Raw genomic sequence first — 22083 nt, forward strand, 5'->3', positions numbered from 1 at the left:
CGCTCGCTGTTCTGGGACATCTCAAGCGCGGATACGGAAACACCGCCTGCGTTTGCAGCCTTTGCCGGGGCAAAGAGGACGCCGTTACTCTGCAGATACTCGATGGCATCCAGCGTAGACGGCATATTCGCGCCCTCGCCCACAGCCTTTACGCCGTTGGCAACAAGAGTCTTTGCACTCTCGAGGTCAAGCTCATTCTGCGTAGCACACGGAAGAGCGATATCACATTTGACAGTCCATACGCCCTTGCAGCCCTCATGGTACTCTGCATTCGGACGTTTTTCAACATATTCCTTGATACGCGCACGGCGGACTTCCTTGATATCCTTAAGAAGCTCAAGGTCGATGCCCTCCGGATCATAAACATAGCCGTTGGAGTCAGAGCAGGTGACAACCTTTGCGCCCATCTGCTGAGCCTTTTCAATAGCATAGGTCGCAACGTTTCCTGCACCGGAAACAGCAACCGTCTTGCCCTTGATGTCAATGTTGTTATCATCAAGCATATCCTTGACGAAATAGAGAAGGCCATAGCCCGTAGCCTCTGTACGTGCAAGACTTCCGCCGAAGGTAAGGCCCTTACCCGTGAGAACACCCTCATAGGTGTCGCGGATTCGCTTGTACTGACCGAAGAGATAACCAATCTCGCGGCCGCCGACACCGATATCACCTGCCGGTACGTCTGTATCTGCGCCGATATGGCGGTAAAGCTCCGTCATGAAGCTCTGGCAGAAACGCATAACCTCGCCGTCGGATTTGCCCTTCGGGTCGAAATCAGAGCCGCCCTTGCCGCCTCCGATAGGAAGTCCCGAGAGTGCATTCTTGAGAACCTGTTCTGTTGCCAGGAACTTCAGAATACTGAGGTTAACGCTGGGATGGAAACGCAGGCCGCCCTTGTAAGGCCCGATAGCGCTGCTCATCTGAACGCGGAAGCCGCGGTTCACCTGCAGGTCGCCGTTATCATCAACCCATGGCACACGGAAAATGACTGTACGCTCCGGCTCAAGGAAACGCTCCAGAAGTCTGTCCTTCTGATATTCAGGATGTGCCTCAAGCACAGGAATGATAGATGTCAAAATTTCTTTTGCCGTATTATGAAATTCCTTCTGGTCAGGATCTCTTTTAACAATTTCATCCAAAACCTGCTGAACATACGCTTTCATGTCTGCCATTGATATCTCTCCTTTGTCTCTCTGCAATTCTATATCATTTCAGCTTAAACAGTATAACTCGTAAGCGTAGAAAATACAATGTTCTTTCGGAGAAATACTGTATACATACAAAGATTGTTAATCTGCATACAAAACCATATACTTTCGAGGAAAAGTTTACAATTTTGTGACAATTTTTCAAACCGCCTGCCAAAAAGAAAAGCAGCGCCTTCATTCGCGAAAGCGCCGCCTTTCCTTTTCTTTTATTTGTTTTGTACCGCCGCGTCCGGTTTTTTGTCCGCAGAAGCATTTTCTGCGGTTTTCTCTGCCGCAGCTGCTTTATTTTCTTTCTTTGCTTCCTTTTTCTTCGCTTTTTCTTCCTGCTTTTTCTTTTCGGCTTCAGCTTCCTTCTTTTCTTTTTCAGCCTTTGCCTTTTCCTTCTGAATCTCGTCCCATGTCTTGGGCGCAAGCTCCTTCAGATATTCGTCGGGGAGATCTCTTGCGTCCTTATTTAGCTTGAGGTATGCCAAATAGTCCTTCTTCGCGGCTTCCTTATCTCCCAGTTCATCCTCGATATCTCCTGCCATGTGGTATGCCGCCATGTTCTTTTCGTCGCAGCCTATAGCAAGACGTATATCTGCCAGCGCCTCTTCCGGCATTCCCTGTGCGCGCCACACCTCTGCGCGGTTCAAGTACGCGTATGCAAATTTCGAATCAAGCTCCACTGCATGATTGCAGTCCTCCATGGCTTTATCAAATTCTCCCATGAGCGCATGAGCACGTCCACGCACCGCATAAAGTCCCGAAAGCTGGCGTACAGTCGCCTGACAGCCGAAGATTCGCTCTGCTTCTCTTATGGCAAGCTCAGGGCGGTAAACGTCATTGTACCAGTCCGCGTTGTTGTAAAGACGCTCTACGAGATTTTGCGATGCCTCAGCATTCTTTGTCTTGCGTTCCTTCCATTTGAGGGAACGGTTCGCCGTGTCGGTAATCATCTTCATGCGTGCGCCGCTATTTCCCTCATGGCTGTATGCGGCCCGCACAAGACGTTCAAGCACGCCGTCCATGTTTGATGCGGCGACAGCCGCCTTGAGCGGTCCGTATACACGGTTATCATCAAGATAGTCAACGCGTCCGTTCATTCCCGCGCGGAAATTCCAACCGTCCGCAGAGTGATATTCATGAAATGCCTCCGCCAGCCCGCCGGCTATAAGATAGGCATTTTCCTTTGAATTATCGTAAAGCTCCGAGGTGTATTTTGCCTTTACAAGCTTCACCCCATCGATATAGACCTCGTTTCCGTTTTCAACCGTCACATGTCCGCAGCTGTAAGCGGTCATCATCTGTGAAAGCTTCGCTTCGCGCTTGTCCGTATCCGGGTGGTCGTAGGCCTCCGCGCCGTAGCTTCTGTCAAAGGTCTCGGGATGCTTGGATATGTAATCCATGCGTGCCATTGCAGCTGCCGAACCGCCGGGGTTAAAGCCGGCGCTTGCCGCCAGATAAAATCCTCCCTCGTCAGCCTCATACTCAACCGGAAGAATGACATTTTTTGCAACGGAATAGTCCGCCAGCACAGAAGCAACTCTGCCGTCTGCCGCTCCTGTTACCATGCTCAGGAACTGAATGCCGAAGGACTGTGCAGCCGCCCGGGCATATGTATATGCCGCGTGTAGCTTCAGCCCGTGTGTCATTTCATGGGCTAGGACTCCGGCCAGTTCGTCCACGTTGCGGTCAAGTCCGCGTATAAGCCCGCGGTTCACCGTCACCATGTTGGTCGGGAAGCACGCCGCGTTAAACTCGTCGCTGCCGTTTACGCGCCAGGTGAATGGCAGTGAACGTATATCCAGCACATAGTCTCCGCGCTCCACAAGCTGGCCCATTATGGCATCAGTCAGTTCCTTGTCAACAGGATTTGTGGACGCACCGTTTTCATGCTCGTCATAAAGGCGGGTCTGCTCCTGATATATGGAATTGTTTCCCGCATCCATGACAGCGGAGAGGTAGCTGCCATACATGGCGCCTGTGCCAAGAAGTCCGATAAGCGCAGCTATTGCATCGCCGCTTTCCATCTCCGCACGGGATGCAACAGGTGCAGGGACATTCGGAAGCACCGGTGCAACTGTGAGCAGAGATACTGCCGCCATTATGCCCGCGCCCCGCTTCAGCCATTTCTTTATCATAAAGAGTTCCCTCCTGTTCCTCACAATTCGTATTTCTCTAACATTGTAACAGATTTTCCATAAGACGGGCATGAAAACTGCTATATCATATTATTCGCTTCAAAATCTATTGCTTTTTGACGGGGCTTTGCCCCTTCAAACTTCCCCACAGGGGCTCGCAGCCGCCCCTTGACCCTGCCAACGCCCTGCGGGCTAATTATTTTAAGCCGCGTGGGAACCTAAGTATATGTTGCTGCGATACTGCCGACCGCGTCGAACTGTATCGGCTTGCTGACGTTAAGCCAAGACTATCCATAAAACTTAAAAGAGCAGCTCTGCCAGGCTTAAACGGATTCCCCGACGCGGGAGGCACTTTCCTTCGATTTTGCACAAAACATCCTCGCGGGTGCCCAGAGCGACGTAAGGAGCGGTTCAAAGGAGTGCAGAGGGAAGCAGGTCCCTCTGCTGGGGCAGCGCGAAGGGGCAAAGCCCCGTCGCATGAAAAAGGAGCTGCAGTATTCCACAGCTCCCACGATATTATTTCATTGGTTTTCCACAGTGCGGACAAAATGTGGCATCCAGGTCACTGCAAACCTTACCACAAGACGGACATTTCTTTACAATCTGTTTGTCCAAACCACGATTTATAATTTTTACTACCCAACGACCTACAACAAAAACTATTACAATCAAAAGGATTTCCGGAATGCCAATGCCAAACACGATAACCCCTCCCCACAATAAAAACCTTTCTACCATGTATTATATCGCTTTTAGTTCTATTTTGACTACCATATGTTATAACGCATGATAAACTGTTCGCACGTTTTGAAATTCATATTTCTTTACCTCATAATCGAAACTTAGTCGCATATGCAAGTAAATTTCGATTAGATTCCAACATGATATATTTTTGTCGGTTGCAACCGACTCGGATGAAACCGAGTAAAAACACATCCCCTGTTCAACCGCAAAAAGCACTCTGTAAAATTTTACAGAGTGCTTTTATTATGTTATTCAATTATCTTATCCTTTATGCCGCTTTCTGCGCTTTTCGTTTTTCCTTCCATTCCTCAGTGAGGATATAGATAAGAGGAACGACGACGAGTGTCAAAAGCGTGGATGTTGTAAGTCCACCTATGAGGACTACACCCATTGACTGACGAAGCTCAGCGCCCGCGCCGATACCAAGGGCAATCGGCAGCATACCGAGCATTGTGGAGAGTGTCGTCATGATGATAGGACGAAGTCGAAGGGAACATGCCTCAAGCACGGATTCTTCTATACCCATTCCCTTCTCACGGGCCTGATTTGCGTAGTCAATAAGAAGAATAGCGTTCTTCGTAACAAGACCGAGAAGCATGGTAAAGCCGATAAGTGACATCATGTTTGCAGTCTGGTTTGCAACCAGAAGTCCGAGCACTGCGCCGATTACGGCGAAGGGCAGACTCATCATGATAACGAAGGGCTGTGAATAGCTCTCGAATTCTGCCGCCAGCACCATGTAAATAAGCACGATAGCGAGGACAACAGCCTTGACGACCTCGTTGAACACGCGGTTCATCATGTCTGCGTCACCGATGAGCTTATAGCGGTAGCCTATATCCATGTTCAGCTCAGGAATAAGCTTTTCCTGTGTGGTTTTGAGCAAATCGCCCGGCGATATGCCTGTGGCGTTGGCATAGACACCTACCTGGCGCTGACGACCTTCGCGGTCTATACGCTGAGGGCCTGAGCCCATTGTTACCTCTGCCACGTCGCCAAGGCGGACATACTCGCCTGTTGCCGTGGATACCTGCAGATTTGCAACGTCCTGCAGTGTACGGCGGTCAGCTTTTTCAAGCTGCATTATGATATCGTAATCGTTATTGCCGATTGTGTAGGAGTTGCCTGTCTTTTTACCCTGAAAAGCATACTGCACAACCTGACCGACACTTGTGTTGTCCAGGCCGAGCTGACTTGCTTTTGTCTGGTTCAACCGTATAAGGATTTCCGGCTCAGGGTCGCTTCCGATAACCTCAACGTCCGTTGCGCCCGGGGTGTGACGGAGCTTTTCTGCCAAATCCTCCGCGTACTGGTTCAATTTTTTGATATCGCTGCCACGGATACCTATCTGCACCGGACGCGGGTCGCTGCGGGCACCCTGGTTCGTTACTACGCCCACCTTCATTACGCCTACGTCGGCAAAGTCTTTACGAAGCTCAGCCATGATATCCAGCATTCCGCGGTCTCTGTCCTCAAGAGGCTTCAGCTTTACGCGGATACTTCCCTCGTTTACAGAGGTACGGACACCGCCGAGGTGCATTTCCTCGACGTCAAGCTCAGGAAGCGCCTGCACAGTGTCCTCAAGGGGCTTCGACCAGCGGGCCATTTGCTCAAGGCTTGTTCCCGCAGGGCCTTTGATGTTAACCGTAAACTCTCCGGAGTCGTACGTTGGCTGCAGCTCTGTTCCCAGGAACGGCAGGAGCAGCAGATTGAAGAACAGCGTCAAAAGGGAGCCTACGATTATCTTCTTGGGGTGCTTTATGGCAATTGCCATTATATCGTTGTAGAAGCTGCGGATTTTTTCAAACCGGTCGTTAAAGCCCTCAAGCATTCGGGATACAAACTCAGGCCGTCCCGAATTCCCTTCAGACAGCGGTTTCAGCCAATACGCGGATACCATCGGTGTCAGCGTATACGCCGCCAGAGTGGAGAACGCCAGCGCAAAGGCTACCGTCAGACCGAACTGCTTGAAGTACTGTCCTACCGTTTCACCCATACTTCCGATAGGCACGAAAACCGCCATAAGCGACATGGACGTTGCCAGAATCGCCAGCATGAGTTCCTTCGTGGCATCGCTTGATGCCTTGAACGGGTTTTTGCCCATTTCCATGTGGCGGAAAATGTTTTCAACAAGAACTATGGCATCGTCGATAAGGAAGCCGACAGCCAGCGACAGTCCCATAAGAGACATGTTGTTCAGAGTGAAATCCATCTGCTTCATGAGATAAAACGTCGCAACAATTGAGGTCGGTATCGCGAGACCACCTATGATGGTGGCGCGGATATCCCTAAGGAACATGTAGGTGATGGCAAGGGCGAGAAATCCGCCGAAAAGAATCGTATTCCAGACGTCGCCGATATTCTCGCGGACGTATCTTGACTGATCCATGACGCGGTTCATTTTGATGTCCGGCGGCAGGTCAGCCTTTATGAGCTTGTCTACCGTTTCATTTACGCGGTCAATGACATCGACCGTATTGGTTCTGGACTGCTTGCGGACTGCAAGGGTAACGGAAGGCACGCCGTTGGTACGGGAAAAGGACTCCGAGTCAACCCAGGCATCCTCTACGTCCGCAACATCTACAAGGCGTATAGGGCGCCCGTCAACATTCGCCACAAGGATATTTTTGAAATCGTCCACACTGGTCAGTTTGCCCACCGTGCGCACGGTAATGGTGTTGTTGTCGCTGCGGATTTTACCGCCCGGAGTGTTCAGGTTCGCGCTGTTCGTTTTCGACAGCACTGTCTGCATGGAAATCCCGTACTTCTTCAGCTTGTCGGGATTGATGTTTATTTTGATGGAACGGTTGCTGGCGCCGTATACCGTAACATCGGCCACGCCGTCCAGCATCTGCAGCTCATCAATTACAAGGTCATTCAGAAGCCTGCGGATTTCTCCCGGGCTTCTTGATTCTGACGAAAAGGAATAGGTCGCAATCGGACGCGAGGAAACATCAAAACGCTGTACTACAGGCTCGTCGATGTCATCAGGCAGACGCTTGCGGACACCGGCAACCTTTTCGCGCACCTCGCTGGCCATCTGACGCGGGTCTGTTCCCATTTCAAATTCCAGCATGGTCTGTGAATAGCCCTCACGTATCGTGGAGGTAATAGTCTTGATACCAGATACCTGACTGATTCTGTTTTCAATGGGCTTCGTAACGAGAGTTTCCATTTCCTCAGGTGCCGTACCCTCATAGGTAACGGTGACGGCTACCATAGGAAGCTCAATATCAGGATAAAGGTCAACACCGAGGCTCGGATAGGATTTGATACCGAATACGACGAGCACAAGAATGAACATCGTCGTAAAAACCGGGCGCCGGATAAACGTATCTATCATTTTTCTTCCGCTCCCCGTTCGGATATTTTAACTTTGGAGCCTTCGCGGACTTTATTGAGTCCGCCTGTGATAATAACATCCTGCTCCGTGATTCCGTCAAGAACCTCTACGAGGTCATCTCCGATATAGCCTGTCTTCAATACCTTGCGGACGGCAACTCCGTCCTCTATAACATATACTGTGCGCTGATCGTCGCGCATTACAATAGCCGAAAGAGGCACTGTAAGCACATTCGGTTTCGGCACTGCCGTCAAAATAGCGTCCGCGTAAATACCGCCGCGGAGCCTTCCGTCAGCGTTATTCACCGTGACCTCCGCCTCGAAGGTACGTGCAGGCTGCACGGCAACCGGGCTGATCCGCGTGATAGTTCCCACAACACGCAGGTTGTCCATGGACGGGATAACGCACTCCACTCTGCCTCCAACGGCTATGCTTGAGATAAAGCCCTCAGGCACATCGATTTTCGCGCGGAGCACAGAAATATCCGCGATGTTAAAGAGAGCAGTTCCTACCTTTGCGTAATAGCCCTCCTGATAATAGCGTTTCTGCACTATGCCTGCACGCGGCGTCGTTACAGTCGTACCGCCTGCCTTTGAATCGGCTGCTGCCACAGAGCCTTCCGCGTTTGCCAGCTTTCCGAGAGCGTTGTTCAGCGCGAACTGGGCGTGCTCCAGCTCCTCAGCGGATACCGCGCCCTTGTCAAAAAGATATTTCGCACGGTCATAGTCATGCTGCGCTTTTTCAACGGTTGCCTGCGCATCAATATACGAACCCTGTGCCTGCATGAGGCTTGCATTCGTATCCGTCTGCTCAAGCACAACAAGGGCCTGTCCTTCCTTGACCGCCTCGCCCTCATTTACAAGGACACGCTCAATGCGTCCGTCGACCTTGGCTGCTACATCTGCCTGCCACACGGGCTCAAGCGTTCCCGAAAATTTATATTTCGGCACGATGGTCTTTCTGACCGGATTACCTGCCGTAACAACTGCGCTTTTTCCGCCTCCGCTGGTTTTCGCCTTTGCGTTGCGCTCCATAATGTTCATACCTACGCGGAATGCAATGATAGCTACTATAACCCCCATCACTATTGCCAAAATCCGCATTCTCTTATCATGAAACATCAGCTTACGCCCCCTGCTGAAGATTAACTTGCTTCGTCCATTATAGCATGCTAATTACCTATTTAATATAAATAGAACATAAAAAAACCGTCTGCTCTGATAAGCAGACGGTTTTGTATTTCGAATCAGAAAATATGCTCGTCAAGAACGATTGTCTGGTCACGGTTCGGTCCAACAGAAACGATTCCGACCTTAATACCCGTAACCTCAGCCATGCGTTCGAGATATACTCGTGCTTCCTTCGGCAGATCCTCATATTTGCGGATGCCGCTGATGCTTGTTTTCCAGCCCTTGAAGGTCTCATAGACCGGCTCAACCTCAGCGAGAACCTTGAGGCTTGCAGGAATCTCGTTAAGAAGCTCTCCCTTATATTTGTAGCCTGTGCACATCTTGATTTCATCGAAACCGTCGAGGATATCGAGACGTGTGATAGCCATGTGGGTGATGCCGGAGAGCATTCCCGCATAGCGGACAACGAAAGCATCAAGCCAGCCTGTGCGGCGCGGACGTCCGGTAACCGTACCGAACTCATGGCCTGCTTCACGGAGCTTTTCGCCGATTTCGTTAAGCTGCTCTGTCGGGAACGGACCTGCGCCGACGCGGGTGCAGTATGCCTTGACTACGCCGACAACAGTCTGCAGCTTGTTCGGTGCAACACCTGCACCGACACCGATACCGCCGGCAACAGGGTGAGAGGACGTAACATACGGATATGTACCGTAATCAACATCGAGCATAGTAGCCTGAGCACCCTCGAAAAGAACCTTTTTGCCATTTGCAAGCTCATCGTTGAGCAGGGAAATGGTATCGCATACATACGGACGGAGACGCTCCGCATAGCCCTCATATTCCTTGAGCATGGTATCATAATCCAGCGGCTCGTGGTTGTAAAGGCGCTGCAGCTCAATATTCTTGATTTCGAGGTTTTCCTTAAGGCGTTTTGCGAACTCTTCCTTGTCCATGAGATCGCAGACACGGATACCTACGCGCTTTGCCTTGTCCTGATAGCAGGGGCCGATGCCGCGCTTCGTCGTTCCGATTTTGCTGTTGCCGCGAAGCTCCTCGCTGAGCTCGTCGATGAGGCTGTGATACGGGAGAACAACATGGGCACGGTTCGACAGACGGATACCGCTGACATCAATGCCGCGTGCTGCCATAGCGTCCATTTCCTCAAGCATAACCTTCGGGTCTACGACAACGCCGTTGCCGATGACACAAAGCGTTCCTTTGTAAAGGATACCGGACGGAAGAAGGCGGAGCTTGTATTCTTCGCCGTTGACCGCAACCGTGTGGCCTGCATTGCTTCCGCCGCCGTAACGCACGACTGCCTCTGCCTGCTGTGCAAGATAATCTACGATTTTACCCTTGCCTTCATCGCCCCACTGGCTGCCCATTACTACTACTGCTGACATAATTCATATCCCCTTAATAAATCATAAAAGTTAGGAAAGTGCCTATGACTCCGACACCTCATATATCCATCAACGGGAACTGTTAATTCCCTGCGAATTCCCTCAGATTCTTAAAGCCCGAAACGCTCAAAAATCATGTCGATATTGCGCAGGAAGTATTTATAATCGAAGCATTCGTCGATTTCTTCTTTTGTAAGATACTTCGTGATATCCGGGTCCTTCTCGACATTTGTGCGGAAGTCCTCGCCCTCGAGCCAGCGCTTCATAGCATTGCGCTGTACCCATTTATAAGCATCCTCACGCAGTACGCCCTTGCTGACAACAGCGAGCATGATACGCTGGCTGTAGATAAGACCGCCCGTCTTGTTCATGTTTGCAATCATAGCATCCGGATAAACAAGAAGCTTATCAATGATGTTCGTGAACTTCTTGATGCAGTAATCAACGTTGATTGTGCTGTCCGGAAGGATTACACGCTCAACGGAGGAGTGCGAGATATCGCGCTCATGCCAGAGAGTGATGTCCTCCATAGCAGCGATTGCATTGCCGCGGACGAGACGCGCCATACCTGCAACACGCTCGCAGGTGATAGGATTGCGTTTGTGCGGCATTGCGGAAGAGCCCTTCTGTCCCGGGCTGAAATATTCCTCTGCCTCGCGGATATCCGTACGCTGCAGATTGCGGACCTCGGTTGCGAATTTTTCAAAGGAGCTTGCTACAATAGCAAGTGTTGTCATGTATTCCGCATGACGGTCGCGCTGGATAACCTGCGTTGCAAGGCGTACCGGAGTGAGGCCGAGCTTCTTGCAGACGATTTCCTCAATGCGCGGGTCGATATTGGAATACGTTCCAACAGCGCCGGAGAGCTTACCTACAGCAACGATTTTCTGAGCATGCTCTACGCGCTCGATATCGCGCTCGACCTCAGCCATCCAGAGGCAGAGCTTCAGACCGAAAGTCATAGGCTCAGCGTGGATACCGTGTGTACGGCCGATGCACGGCGTGTGTTTGAATTCAGCGGCACGGCGTTTCAGAACCGCATGGAATTTGCGGAGATCATCAAGAATGATATCCGCGGATTTCTTCATCATAAGACCAAGCGCCGTATCCTTTACGTCGCTTGATGTAAGACCTTTATGGATGTATTTCGAGTCATCACCGACGTACTCGGCAACATTCGTCAGGAAAGCAATGATATCATGGTTCGTGACCTTCTCAATCTCATGGACACGCTCCAGGTCAAAATTTGCTTTTGCGCGGATATTCTTCGCGGCTTCCGCCGGAATCTCTCCGAGCTCTGCCATCGCATCGCAGGCTGCCATTTCGACTTCGAGAATCTCCTCGAACTCATGCTGCAGCGACCACAGATTACCCATCTCAGGGTTTGTATAACGTTGAATCATTCTTTGTTTCCTCCTCCAGAAACCCGAAAATACTGTCTGCGGGCACACAAAAACCCGCTGAGCCCAAGTCATGGCTCAACGCATTTATCATAGCATTGTGTATGTAATCATGTCAATGTATACACGAGCTCAGCTTCCATAGAGCAGCTTTATGCCATACGCCGCCAGTACGATTCCAAGCGCGAAAAAATACTCCCTGAAGGAGCCGACCGGGAACAGCTTCAGACCGATTTTCTCTCCCGGGAAGATAAGAGGCACCTTTCCGCAGAGCGCGTCCTCAAGTATATGCAGAAGCGCTCCTGCCATCACCGCAACGGGAATGAGCATCCAGCGTCCCGCGTCTCCGTTTTCCATGCCCTGCTCTGCCGAAAGCACCGCCGCTATAACAAAGAGATACGGCGCCGGCCAGTGGGACCAGCCGCGGTGGCTGCCGCGCCAAAGCCAATAATCCTTTGCCTTGCGCGGGTCTCCGTCCAGGCGGTCAGGAATTACGGCTCCTGCCATGGCGCACACCGTCAGAGTCAAATCCTCAGTAACCGTATAGACGAGTACACCTGTAACCACCTCATGGCTGATCCATTTCATCCGTTTCACTTCCGTTCTGTTTTGTTCTATTCTATCCCATTGTAGCACAAACGTTTGAAAAAATCTTGTTTTTATTCGTTTACTTGCATGAAACTTTAACGAAACGTATACTTATTGTGTATGCGGTTTTTCAATAACAAACTCCGCATGTAATGGAAAGGAACATTTATGAACCATGAATCAGTAAAAAGCCGCATTGAGCGCCGGCGCAAAGCTCAGCAGCAGCAGCTTCTGCTTGTGATTGCTTTTTTCTCCGTCGCGCTCGGAGGCTGGCTCTGGTATCACTTCATCTACATACGAACTCCGGAATACGCCATCAAGTCTTTGCAAAGTGCAATCACTCAGCACGATGCGGAAAAAGCGGAGCGCTATCTCGCCCTTGATAAGATTTTAAGCTCTGCCTATGACGACCTCACAGACGATATGCTCCGCTACGATTCATCGCTGACTGATGACAACCGTGACAGATACACAGCCTTTTACGCTCAAATCAAGCCCGAAATGGTCGGAGACCTTAACGCTGCCATTCTCCGCTTCGCAGGGACAGGCGAATGGATTCTTCCTGACGGAACGGATATAACGAAAGGGCGCCTTTTAGGCATCGACTTTGAACGCTTCCTTGAGAGGTCGCAGATCCGCTCCACAGAGCTCGTGGACGAGCCGTCAGTTCATGTGACAGGCAACCAGACCGCTGCGGGTACTGTAACCATAAGAGACCGCTTTACGCAGTACACCTTCACCCTGCATTTCTCCATGCATCAGGCAGAGGACGGGCACTGGCAGATTACAAGGATTGACAACTACCGCACATATCTCGACACAATCTCGCCGCGTCAGAATCGCGACATTGCGGATTACATAGCCGCGACACATGGCATAGTAAAGGAATACAATGAGCAGTTCGAAGCACAGCGCACACGATTCCGTGCGCTTACAGCTCAGGCCCGCGGCCGCCTCACAGGAAACACCGCCGCAGCAATCAAGGCTCTCATACAGAATGAAGTCGTACCGACTCTGAAGGAACGCCAGGAGCAGCTTGATGCCGTGAGCATTCCCCCCGGTGCGAAATATCTTGCAAACCAGAGACATACATCTACAGATTTAACAATCGAAGCGTGGAAGCATTATCTCCATGCGATGGAACGGCAGTCAAACGAAGAATTCCAGACAGCAGAAACGCTTTTGAAGCAGGCAGTCGAAACCGACATGCGCATAAAGGACATAATCCGCCACAACACCGTCAGCCAGGCGCTGCCGGATATACCGTAAAAAAAGGGTACCGCACATTTAATGCGGTACCCTCTTTTAATTTGCAATATACTTACACGAGACGCGTTGCCCCTGCGAAGGCTCTTACGCGATAGTCTCTTTTCATGGAGTCGTAATCGATAAGCTCGTCCTCTGAATTTGCATGAATGAACTCGTCGTTTCCGACATAGATTCCAACATGGTTGATTTCATATCCGTCAGCAGAGAAGAATACCAAATCTCCCGGCTGCAGCTCTGACACCGAAACCTGTCTGCCGACAAGCGCCTGGTCATCTGCCGTACGCGGCAGACTGATACCCTGCTTTGCAAAAACGTAATAAACAAATCCCGAGCAGTCAAAGCCTTCGCTCGGAGATGCACCGCCATAAACATATGGTACACCGAGATACTGCCGGGCAGCCTTTACGATTGCCTCGCCTTTTTCAGAAACAAAATTCGGCATCTTTACTTCCGGCAGAGTCTCCCCAAGAAGCGCGAGCTGAACTTCTTCATCAGCAATCCCGTTGATTGTCATACCGTTTTTCTTCTCATATTCGCGGACAGCATCCTCCATCGCCGGACCGAATACACCGTCTACTACGACAGCATAGCCGTCATCACTGAGCTTCTGCTGAATCCTGCGAACCGCATCACCCTGGTCACCCTGACTTAAGCTCTGACAGAATCCAATCCCCGGAAGCGCCAGAACCGCCGTCATCACCAACACGAACATAATTTTTCTTACTGCTTGCATGAACTTCCTCCTAAAATTCAAAACCAATTAAAACTACGGAGATATATAAAACACCGCAGAGCTTCCCCTTCGGTGTAAAAACAAGCCAAAAGAGCTATACCCTCAGCTTGTTGTTTTCTTCATTTCACGCATAAAAATTGAGCACCTTATGTGCTCACCTGCTTCATTATAACGCCATCTTTGAAAATTTTCCACTGAAAAATTATTCCTATCATGCATTCAAAAAAAGACAGGATAAGCAGCCCTTGTCAAGACTTTAGTCCCATAGATTTTTATTCGTTACAATGCTCTATTGGATTTCCTTATCGAAGTTATTCGTATAAAGTATTGCACCTTAGTGATATAATATATTAGAATAATAGTAGAAATCAATTGTCGGGAAATAAAGGAGGCATCCCCCATGTTTGGACTCGGCGTACCGGAACTCGCTCTCATTCTCGTAATCGGACTTGTACTCTTCGGACCGGGCAAGCTGCCGCAGGTCGGAAAGGCTCTCGGAAAGAGCATTAAGGAATTCAAATCCGCTTCCACGGGAGAAGATGAAGCAAAAGAGCTCCCTGAACAGAAAAAAGAAGCATGAAACCACAATCCCCATGACATGAGGTCATGGGGATTTTTTGTACTATAATTCAACTGTTTCAACAGATTCTGGGCAGAAGCTCTCCTCCGGGAGGCGGCAAAATAGTCTGTGTCCCAAGCTCCGTCGTCATGCAGACACGGCCAGCTTCTTCAGCAGTTACCTCACCTATTATGGCAGCGTTTTCTCCATAAGGATTTTTCTTCAGCTCATCAACAACCGCCTGAGCGTCCTCCTTCGGTACGATTATCACAAGACGTCCCTCGCATGCAAGATAAAGAGGCTCAAGTCCAAGCATTCCGCATACGCCCGCAACTGCAGGGTCAACAGGCACAGCCTTCGAGTCAAGGCGTATTCCGACTCCGCTCTGCCCTGCGATTTCATAAAGCACCGTACCTACTCCTCCGCGCGTAGCGTCGCGCAGCACATGAATGTCGCGGCAGACATCAAAAAGTGATGAGGTCATGCCCCAAAGCGGAGCACAGTCACTGGTAACATCGGCGTCTATTCCGTATTCGCCGCGGGCAAGAAGTATCGTGCAGCCGTGACGGCCAACGTCACCGCTTACGATAACCGCATCACCCGGACGTGCGCTTTTTCCCGAGGGGTGCGCCCCCGGCATACGCTCTCCGATTCCCGTGGTAGTGATGAATATGCCGTCCACCTGGCCACGGCCTGCTACCTTTGTATCTCCTGCAACTATGCTTATTCCGGCTTCACGCGCCGTCACTGCCATGGCGTCTGCTATCTCCTCAAGATCCTTTACAGGGAACCCCTCTTCTATAACAAAGGCACATGCAAGATATTTTGGACGCGCCCCCATGCAGGAAATGTCATTAACCGTTCCGCAGATGCTCAGCTTTCCGATATTTCCTCCCGGGAATTTCCACGGCGAAACGATAAAGCCGTCCGTCGTAAAGGCGAGATTTGCCGCAGGAGGGGGAAGAATCGCCGCGTCATCCTCAGTAAGATACAGGTTGCGGAAGCGTTTTGCAAATACCTCATGTATCAGCTCTGAGGTCTGTGTTCCTCCGCCTCCGTGCGCAAGCATAATCTTTTCTTCCATTACCTTACACCTCCGTATTGATAATATGCCGAACATGTTCCTTCCTTTGAAACCATGCACGCTCCGACAGGATGCTCGGGTGTACACGTCTTTCCGAAAAGCGGGCAGTCCGTAGGCTTGCATTTTCCCTGAAGTATATCGCCGCAGCGGCAGCCCGGGGGATTTTTTGCTTTGAATGACGGCACGGAGAATTTTCTGCGCGCGTCATAGGCCGCGTATTCGTCCCTCAGTGCCATTCCGCTTTTTGGTATCGTACCGAGCCCGCGCCAGATGGCGTCCACAGGCTCCATGTATTTTTCTACCAGCTTCATTGCCGCCCTGCTTCCGTCGCGGGTGACAACACGGGGGTAACAATTTCTGAAGAAGGGTTCATCAGACTTGGAGCAAAGCTCTATGAGCGTAGCCGCAGCAGTCACAAGCTCGCTTGGAGTAAATCCCGCCACAACGCCCGAGATCCCTTCCTTCGTGAGCTCCTCAGTGAGCTTCGTACCCACGATTGCACAGACATGTCCCGGATAAATATAGGCATCAACGCTGCCTTTCAAAGCCCGGTATGCTTCGTCCATTGTTTTATTCGCCGTGAGAATGGAGAAATTCTTTATTCCTTCCTTTTCGGCGCGCTGCACCGCAAGACATGCAGACGGTGTTGTTGTCTCAAAACCCACTGAAAGGAACACAACCTCGCGGTCGGGATGTGCCTTTGCGTATTCCACCGCATCAAGAGGAGTGTAAACGGGCACTATGTCCGCACCATCAGAGCGCGCTCCCGCAAGGCTTTTTTCGCTTCCGGGCACACGCACAAGATCTCCGAAAGTGGTAATGACAGCGTTCTTCTCCTCCGCCAGCCATACCGCCTCGTCTATGAAATCCGCCGGAGTTACGCACACAGGGCACCCCGGGCCTGAAATAAGCTCGACGTTCTCAGGCATGAGCTGACGTACCCCTGTCTGAAAAATCGCATGGGTATGCGTCCCGCAGACCTCCATCAGCCGCAGTTTTCTGCCTTTATAATTGGCTAAAATTTCACGCGCCCGCGCGACAGCCTGCTTGCCCTCATCTGACATCGCTGAACTCTCCCATTACAGAAGCGGCCTCAGACGCTTCATCGTCCGTAATTTTCGCTATGGCAACACCTGCATGTACCATAACATAATCTCCCGGATCGAGCTCATCAAGAAGCTCTGCCGAGACCTCGCGCTTTGCGCCCGAAGCGTCCACCAGAGCCATGCCGTCCTTTATACTTACAACCTTTGCAGGCAAACCTACACACATACGAACCGTCCTTCCTTACTTTTCCCACACTTGTCCTACTGTATCTTCGCCATAGCCACGACCGCCTGGCCGAGACAGATTCCTCCGTCATTTGGCGGTATAAGATGATGGCGAAGCACTTTGAACCCTCTTTCTTTAAGACCTTCTTCAACTCTTTCAAGCAGAAGAAGATTCTGAAATACTCCTCCTGACAGCGCCGCCGCGCGGATTCCCGTCTGCGCCCCCGCACGCTCGCAGCCTGCGATAATTTCATCAGCCAGTGCGTCATGAAACTGCACCGCAAGTATCTCCGATGCTTCTCCCGATAGCTTTCGTTTTACTATCTCGGAAAAAAGCTCCGATGTCGGAAGCAAAAATCTTCCGTCCGCTTCCTTAAACGCAGAAAGCGGCAGCTTTTCCGCATGTCCTGCCCTTCTTGCGGCGTATTCCAGGAACATTGCCGCCTCCCCCTCGAAGGAGACCTTCCTCCGTATTCCCAGCACAGCGCTTACCGCGTCAAACAGGCGCCCCGCGCTGGTTGATGTCACGCAGTTAACTCCCTGGTCTGCCATGAAGCACTGCGCTCCGACCTCACGGTCAGATGCTATTTTTAACTTCTCCGCCAGCTCCACAGTCTCCTGCTGAGAGCCGCAGATTTCGTACAAAAGATTTACGGCGATACGCCAGCCCTCAACAGATGAGCGGTCTCCGCCCGCCTGACAGAATGGCTCAATGGAACCAAGACGTTCAAAGCCATGATAATCCGCCAGCAGAAATTCGCCGCCCCATATGGTGCCGTCGGTACCGTAGCCCGTACCGTCAAAGGACACGCCGATGACAGGCTCGGAAACCTCGTTTTCCGCCATACAGGAAACTATATGCGCGTAATGGTGCTGAACCTGTATGACCGGCTTTCCAAGCTCATTGGCAATCTGTGTCGTATTATACCTCGGGTGCAAATCACATGCCGTAACCGTTGGCTCTGTCTCAAGAAGCTCCGTCATTCGCTTCGAAGTCTCGCGAAGCGCCTGCATCGTGCGAAGGTCGGACATGTCACCCACATACGCCGAAGGATAAAAGAGCTCGTCACGGCCTATGCAGAACGTGTTTTTAAGCTCGCCCCCAAGGGCAAGCACCTCACCCCTGAAGCCCTTTACCATGACAGGAAGTGGCGCATAGCCGCGGCTCCTGCGTATCATGTACGGCGCTTCATGATAAAAATCAATTACCGAATCGTCTGCCCTCACCCGTATGCGGCGGTCATGGGACAGCACCGCTTCGCAAAGAGGGCCCAGGGCCTCCCGTGCGTCGTCGTCCGTACGGCATATAGGCGCGCCTGACGGATTTCCGCTTGTCATTATAAATGCTTCAGGCATTTTTATGCCGTCCGGATAATCAAAAAGCAACAGCTGCACAGGCGCATAGGGCAGCATTATTCCGATTTTCGGATTGCCGGGCGCCGCCGACGGCGCAATGGTACTGTTTTCCTGTCTGTTAAGAAGCAGGATAGGCTTTTTCGGCCCCTCAAGGATTTCCTCCGCCGCAGGCGTAACCTTTACTGCACGCCTTGCCGCTTCCATATCCCTCACCATTACGGCAAAGGGCTTCACAGGGCGGTGCTTCCGCTCACGGAGCTTTGCAACCGCTGCTTCATTGGTTGCATCACAGCACAGATGAAAACCGCCAATACCCTTTATGGCGACAATTTCTCCTGCGGCAATACGTCTGCGTATTTCCGTTATTGCCGCTGCGCCCTTCGTCTCCGTCCCGAGAATATACACCTCAGGACCGCATTCGTTGCAGCAGACAGGCTGGGCATCATAACGCCTTGACCCGGGGTCGTTGTATTCCTCCGCACAGGCCTCGCACATAGGGAACGCCTTCATGCTTGTGCGTTCCCTGTCGTATGGCATGGCATCGAGAATAGTGAGCCTGGGCCCGCACGCCGTGCAGTTTATGAACGGGTGCAGATACCGCCTGTCCTTCGGGTCAAAAAGCTCCTTTTTGCACTCGGGGCATGTGGCTATATCAGGAGAAACGAATATTGCGCCCTGTTCCTTTGCGCTTTCGATAATTTCAAAGGAGGACACCCCCGTAAACTCAGCCGCTTCCTCGTCAACCTTCAGTATTGCCGAGCGCGGCGGCGCTTTTGTAATAAGCTCCCCGGAAAAACATTTCACCGCGGCTTCGTCGCCCTCAAGCCGTATTTCCACATACGGCCCTTTATTGCAGACGCTTCCGTTCAGTTTATGCTCCGAGGCAAGACGTGCAGTAAAAGGACGGAAGCCGACGCCCTGCACTATACCGTATACACGCAGAATAACCGCTGTTTTTTCCATGCAAGGCCCCTCCTTTTCGTTTCGTTACTTTCCTCCCGATACCGCAAAATGCGGTGCATCAAGCCATGCTCCCCTATAGCCGGGAGCAGCCTTTCTAAGCGCATTGTCAGCGATGACGCAGGAGAAATTCCCCTGCTCAAGGAATCGTGCAAACTGCGTTTCTTCCTTAAAATGAACGTCGCCTTCCTTTGAAAGCTCCCTCACAGGCGTAAACCATGTACCGACGGTGACGTCGGCAGTCCCTGCCTCAGCCAGCGCTTTTCTGAATGCGTCGGCACGTACAGGCTCATGTACAACAAGCACGCGTCCTCCCTGTGCCGCCGCTTCATGCACGGTGTTTTTTTCCTCTTCGCTGAGAGGACACATTATTTCATAGGGCACTCCGAATTTCTTTTCTATATATTTTGCCGCCCGAATGCCCGAAGCCGTGACAGCGTAATTTTTCTTCACAAGTCCCGCCCGCTTTATATTTTCAATGGAGCCGTCCCAACCGTAAAGAATCGCCTTTTCGCCAAGCGAAGCATGGATATTTTCAGCTTCCTTCTCAGAAAAATCCAGAGGTGTAACCCCTATAACTCCCACGGCGTCACAGGACTCTCCCTCCGAAGCGAAGGTCTTTACAAGAGCTTCCCAGGTTTTCGACGCGCCGTCATCATAGAGCTTTGTTCCGTCTGTATCAACTGCCACAGCAGGCATATCAAGCTTCTTTTCGATGAGCCGCACAAGAGCCCTGTAATCCGTTCCGATAACCGCAGGTACAGGAGTGCCTATGAGCGCCGCAAAGGACGCGTCCACATCTTCTGCCGCCAGCGCCAGTTTTTCCATCAGACGGTCATCTCGTCCCATGATGGCGTCCATATCGCGAAGCCCCGCACTGAACACTGTGCTTCTTTTCGCGTAGCTTTTAACGTCCCAGCGCGGTTCGTCAAATCCGCATATATTTCCCGCGCAGCCTCCGGCGTCAATGATTACCGTCAGCGCATCAAGGGGGAAAAGCACTGCCGCCGCCCCGGACGTATCAGGGGCGAAGGGAGCGAGCGCGAGCCTCAGCCCGCGGATTTCGTGGTTTGAAATTATTTCCTCTCCCGAAACGGCTTTTTGCGGCTGTTTTTCCTGTTCCTTTCCTTCACACGCCGAAATGACCGCACGGCAAAAATCCCGCACAGCCGAAAAGCCAAAGGGCTGTATCTCATCGCTCCATGGCACATGCGCTGCGTTTTCGTGATAATACTCCGCATCACGCCCCACCGCAACGGTAACGGAGCTCTGTGTCTCATCATACACCGCCATGGTTGGAGAAAGATTTGAAAAAATGCGCGTATCCGGCGACAGTTCGGAAAGACGGCGGATATATGCTATATCCTGCGGCTGCGGATCTCCGTATATCTCCGCAACCTTCAATCCGTATCGCACAAGGGCCAGTGAAAGCTCGAAAGCATTTGCGTTAAGACGGCTTCCGATGGCAAAAACAGGCTCCGACTCAAGTGTCAAAAGCGCGCTGACCGCTTCCTCTGCCTCTTTTTTAGCCGCAGGCTCACGGTATTCTGCCCCCAGAGCCTGTGCAAGGCTTTTATACTGGCTCTCTATCTTATCGATTTCGTAAAGACGCGTTATTTCAACAGAAGGAATCGAAAGCTTTTTCTCGAGCATTGCCGCCGCGTCCCGGGCGTCAGCGGATAAAAGGAGATTGAAATTCGCCTCCGAAAGCTCTTCGTATTCCTCCATGGTTCTACAGCGTCCGAGCTCACGAATTTTCTGCAGCCCGAAGCTCCGCAGCACCTCATACAAATCGGAATCATCAGCAAGTGGCGCAAAATATCCCATGAGGTTCACCGCACGGGGATTTTTCCTGCGCGGCTCCAAAAGGGAGTACACCGTCTCCCGCACCGCTGCCATGGGCGGCTTTCTGCTGTCGCGTGTCAAAGCGTACATATAACACGGACGGACGGGAAGCCCCACCGCTTCCTCAGCTTTCCTGCAGACACGCTCCATATCCGTACCGAGAAGAGCATCAACACATGTAATGCACAGCATAACGACAGAAGGCCGCTCCCTGCGCGCGTCCACAAACGCAGAGACAGCCTCCGGAATTTTCTTGAGATGCCGTCCCGTCACAATATCCGTTTCGTCCATCAAAAGCCAGCCAAAGCGCTCCGTATCTCCTGCAGCAAGCCCGGACGTATTGCGTCCGCAGCTTCTCGGTGCAATGAGAAGCATCACAGACCCCGGCACGGCAAGACCTGCCCGCTTTACGCCGTACCCCTGTGCTCCCGGAGAGTTAAAATCAAGCGCCGCGGGGGAATTATATATCAGGTGCGTATCAAGACGGAACTCAGCGGGAATATTCTCTTTTCCCAGTGCCGCAAGCTCTGCCGCGGTCTTGAAAAAAGGCTTCTTCATACCTTTTCCTCATCTAAGAGCTGCTGCGCAAGCCCGATAAACTTTTTGCTTATGGGCAGTGTCACATCGCCCTCAATAACAGTTTTTCCTTCATCTTCAAAACGATTTATATCATCACTGCGTGGTATATCCGCAACTATGGAAAGCTCCCGCTCCTTTGCAAAGGTCTCTACTTTTTTCGTCTCATCGGGAACATTCCTGCGGTTCAGTATGATTCCTCCGACCTTTGCATAAGCACGGTCGGCAAAATTTTCAACCGCAGAGTTAATATTATTTGCCGCGTAAAGAGCCATTTTTTCACCCGACGTAACGATGAGCACCTTTTCCGCATATCCCTCGCGGATAGGAGCCGCAAAGCCTCCGCATACAACATCGCCCAGAACGTCGTACAGAACAACATCAGGCTTAAAGGTCTCAAAAAGCTCCATGTCCTCAAGCAGCTTGAACGTGGCTATTATTCCGCGCCCCGCACAGCCAAGTCCCGGAGTAGGACCGCCTGTCTCTATGCAAAG

General features: G+C 51.5%; 17 protein-coding genes. 2 read left to right on the forward strand and 15 right to left on the reverse strand.

What is annotated here, in order from left to right; translation table 11 throughout:
- The 8 genes from gdhA to ACY69O_RS02950 form a co-directional block, all read right to left on the reverse strand.
- A partial coding sequence (gene gdhA / locus ACY69O_RS02915; protein ID WP_462331971.1) for an NADP-specific glutamate dehydrogenase occupies window positions 1-1169 on the reverse strand: 1169 nt, incomplete at its 3' end.
- Window positions 1170-1411: 242 nt separating this feature from the next.
- Entirely contained in the window at window positions 1412-3328 is a 1917-nt protein-coding gene (locus ACY69O_RS02920; RefSeq protein ID WP_462331972.1) for a M48 family metalloprotease, read from the reverse strand.
- A 516-nt stretch (window positions 3329-3844) separates the two neighbouring features.
- Window positions 3845-4030 carry a zinc-ribbon domain-containing protein gene (locus tag ACY69O_RS02925; RefSeq protein WP_462331973.1) on the reverse strand — a complete coding sequence of 62 codons (186 nt, stop codon included), beginning with the start codon at window positions 4028-4030 and terminating at the stop codon, window positions 3845-3847.
- Between the two features lie 310 nt (window positions 4031-4340).
- Window positions 4341-7415, reverse strand: a complete 3075-nt coding sequence (locus tag ACY69O_RS02930; RefSeq protein WP_462331974.1) for an efflux RND transporter permease subunit — start codon at window positions 7413-7415, stop codon at window positions 4341-4343.
- Window positions 7412-8536 (reverse strand): efflux RND transporter periplasmic adaptor subunit, encoded by a 1125-nt coding sequence (locus ACY69O_RS02935; RefSeq protein ID WP_462331975.1) that lies wholly within the window; start codon window positions 8534-8536, stop codon window positions 7412-7414. Before ACY69O_RS02935 ends, ACY69O_RS02930 begins: the two co-directional genes overlap by 4 nt.
- A 125-nt stretch (window positions 8537-8661) precedes the next feature.
- A complete protein-coding gene (locus ACY69O_RS02940) occupies window positions 8662-9948 on the reverse strand; it encodes an adenylosuccinate synthase (protein ID WP_462331976.1) in 1287 nt (428 codons plus the stop codon).
- A 110-nt stretch (window positions 9949-10058) separates the two neighbouring features.
- Complete coding sequence (purB, locus tag ACY69O_RS02945) at window positions 10059-11351, reverse strand: adenylosuccinate lyase (protein ID WP_462331977.1); 1293 nt, start codon at window positions 11349-11351, stop codon at window positions 10059-10061.
- 129 nt (window positions 11352-11480) lie between these two features.
- Window positions 11481-11936: a metal-dependent hydrolase gene (locus ACY69O_RS02950; protein WP_462331978.1), complete on the reverse strand. Its 456-nt coding sequence runs from the start codon at window positions 11934-11936 to the stop codon at window positions 11481-11483.
- A gap of 168 nt (window positions 11937-12104) precedes the next feature.
- Between ACY69O_RS02950 and ACY69O_RS02955 the strand changes: the two genes are divergently transcribed.
- The gene (locus tag ACY69O_RS02955) at window positions 12105-13205 is read left to right on the forward strand and encodes a hypothetical protein (protein ID WP_462331979.1); all 1101 of its coding nucleotides are present in this window, start codon (window positions 12105-12107) and stop codon (window positions 13203-13205) included.
- 52 nt (window positions 13206-13257) lie between these two features.
- On the opposite strand, the gene ACY69O_RS02960 is transcribed toward ACY69O_RS02955, so the two are convergent.
- The gene (locus ACY69O_RS02960) at window positions 13258-13938 is read right to left on the reverse strand and encodes a C40 family peptidase (protein WP_462331980.1); all 681 of its coding nucleotides are present in this window, start codon (window positions 13936-13938) and stop codon (window positions 13258-13260) included.
- A 400-nt stretch (window positions 13939-14338) separates the two neighbouring features.
- Between ACY69O_RS02960 and ACY69O_RS02965 the strand changes: the two genes are divergently transcribed.
- Entirely contained in the window at window positions 14339-14518 is a 180-nt protein-coding gene (locus ACY69O_RS02965; RefSeq protein WP_462331981.1) for a twin-arginine translocase TatA/TatE family subunit, read from the forward strand.
- A 58-nt stretch (window positions 14519-14576) separates the two neighbouring features.
- On the opposite strand, the gene hypE is transcribed toward ACY69O_RS02965, so the two are convergent.
- The 6 genes from hypE to ACY69O_RS02995 form a co-directional block, all read right to left on the reverse strand.
- A complete protein-coding gene (hypE, locus tag ACY69O_RS02970) occupies window positions 14577-15581 on the reverse strand; it encodes a hydrogenase expression/formation protein HypE (protein WP_462331982.1) in 1005 nt (334 codons plus the stop codon).
- Window positions 15581-16645, reverse strand: coding sequence for a hydrogenase formation protein HypD (hypD, locus tag ACY69O_RS02975; protein ID WP_462331983.1), 1065 nt, complete (start codon window positions 16643-16645; stop codon window positions 15581-15583). Before hypD ends, hypE begins: the two co-directional genes overlap by 1 nt.
- Window positions 16635-16853 carry a HypC/HybG/HupF family hydrogenase formation chaperone gene (locus ACY69O_RS02980; protein WP_462331984.1) on the reverse strand — a complete coding sequence of 73 codons (219 nt, stop codon included), beginning with the start codon at window positions 16851-16853 and terminating at the stop codon, window positions 16635-16637. Before ACY69O_RS02980 ends, hypD begins: the two co-directional genes overlap by 11 nt.
- A gap of 35 nt (window positions 16854-16888) precedes the next feature.
- The gene (gene hypF, locus ACY69O_RS02985) at window positions 16889-19171 is read right to left on the reverse strand and encodes a carbamoyltransferase HypF (protein ID WP_462331985.1); all 2283 of its coding nucleotides are present in this window, start codon (window positions 19169-19171) and stop codon (window positions 16889-16891) included.
- 24 nt (window positions 19172-19195) lie between these two features.
- Entirely contained in the window at window positions 19196-21571 is a 2376-nt protein-coding gene (locus ACY69O_RS02990) for a nitrogenase component 1 (protein WP_462331986.1), read from the reverse strand.
- Window positions 21568-22083 (reverse strand): P-loop NTPase family protein (locus ACY69O_RS02995; protein ID WP_462331987.1); only part of this gene is annotated, 516 nt, incomplete at its 5' end. The genes ACY69O_RS02995 and ACY69O_RS02990, both read right to left, overlap by 4 nt.

This window comes from Schwartzia sp. (in: firmicutes), from assembly GCF_978017985.1.

Coding starts and splice junctions, on each gene's coding strand:
- ACY69O_RS02920 (WP_462331972.1), bottom strand. CDS start 3,328: ATGATAAAGAAATGGCTGAAGCGGGGCGCGGGCATAATGGCGGCAGTA.
- ACY69O_RS02930 (WP_462331974.1), bottom strand. CDS start 7,415: ATGATAGATACGTTTATCCGGCGCCCGGTTTTTACGACGATGTTCATT.
- ACY69O_RS02935 (WP_462331975.1), bottom strand. CDS start 8,536: ATGTTTCATGATAAGAGAATGCGGATTTTGGCAATAGTGATGGGGGTT.
- ACY69O_RS02940 (WP_462331976.1), bottom strand. CDS start 9,948: ATGTCAGCAGTAGTAGTAATGGGCAGCCAGTGGGGCGATGAAGGCAAG.
- purB (WP_462331977.1), bottom strand. CDS start 11,351: ATGATTCAACGTTATACAAACCCTGAGATGGGTAATCTGTGGTCGCTG.
- ACY69O_RS02950 (WP_462331978.1), bottom strand. CDS start 11,936: ATGAAATGGATCAGCCATGAGGTGGTTACAGGTGTACTCGTCTATACG.
- ACY69O_RS02955 (WP_462331979.1), top strand. CDS start 12,105: ATGAACCATGAATCAGTAAAAAGCCGCATTGAGCGCCGGCGCAAAGCT.
- ACY69O_RS02960 (WP_462331980.1), bottom strand. CDS start 13,938: ATGCAAGCAGTAAGAAAAATTATGTTCGTGTTGGTGATGACGGCGGTT.
- ACY69O_RS02965 (WP_462331981.1), top strand. CDS start 14,339: ATGTTTGGACTCGGCGTACCGGAACTCGCTCTCATTCTCGTAATCGGA.
- hypE (WP_462331982.1), bottom strand. CDS start 15,581: ATGGAAGAAAAGATTATGCTTGCGCACGGAGGCGGAGGAACACAGACC.
- hypD (WP_462331983.1), bottom strand. CDS start 16,645: ATGTCAGATGAGGGCAAGCAGGCTGTCGCGCGGGCGCGTGAAATTTTA.
- ACY69O_RS02980 (WP_462331984.1), bottom strand. CDS start 16,853: ATGTGTGTAGGTTTGCCTGCAAAGGTTGTAAGTATAAAGGACGGCATG.
- hypF (WP_462331985.1), bottom strand. CDS start 19,171: ATGGAAAAAACAGCGGTTATTCTGCGTGTATACGGTATAGTGCAGGGC.
- ACY69O_RS02990 (WP_462331986.1), bottom strand. CDS start 21,571: ATGAAGAAGCCTTTTTTCAAGACCGCGGCAGAGCTTGCGGCACTGGGA.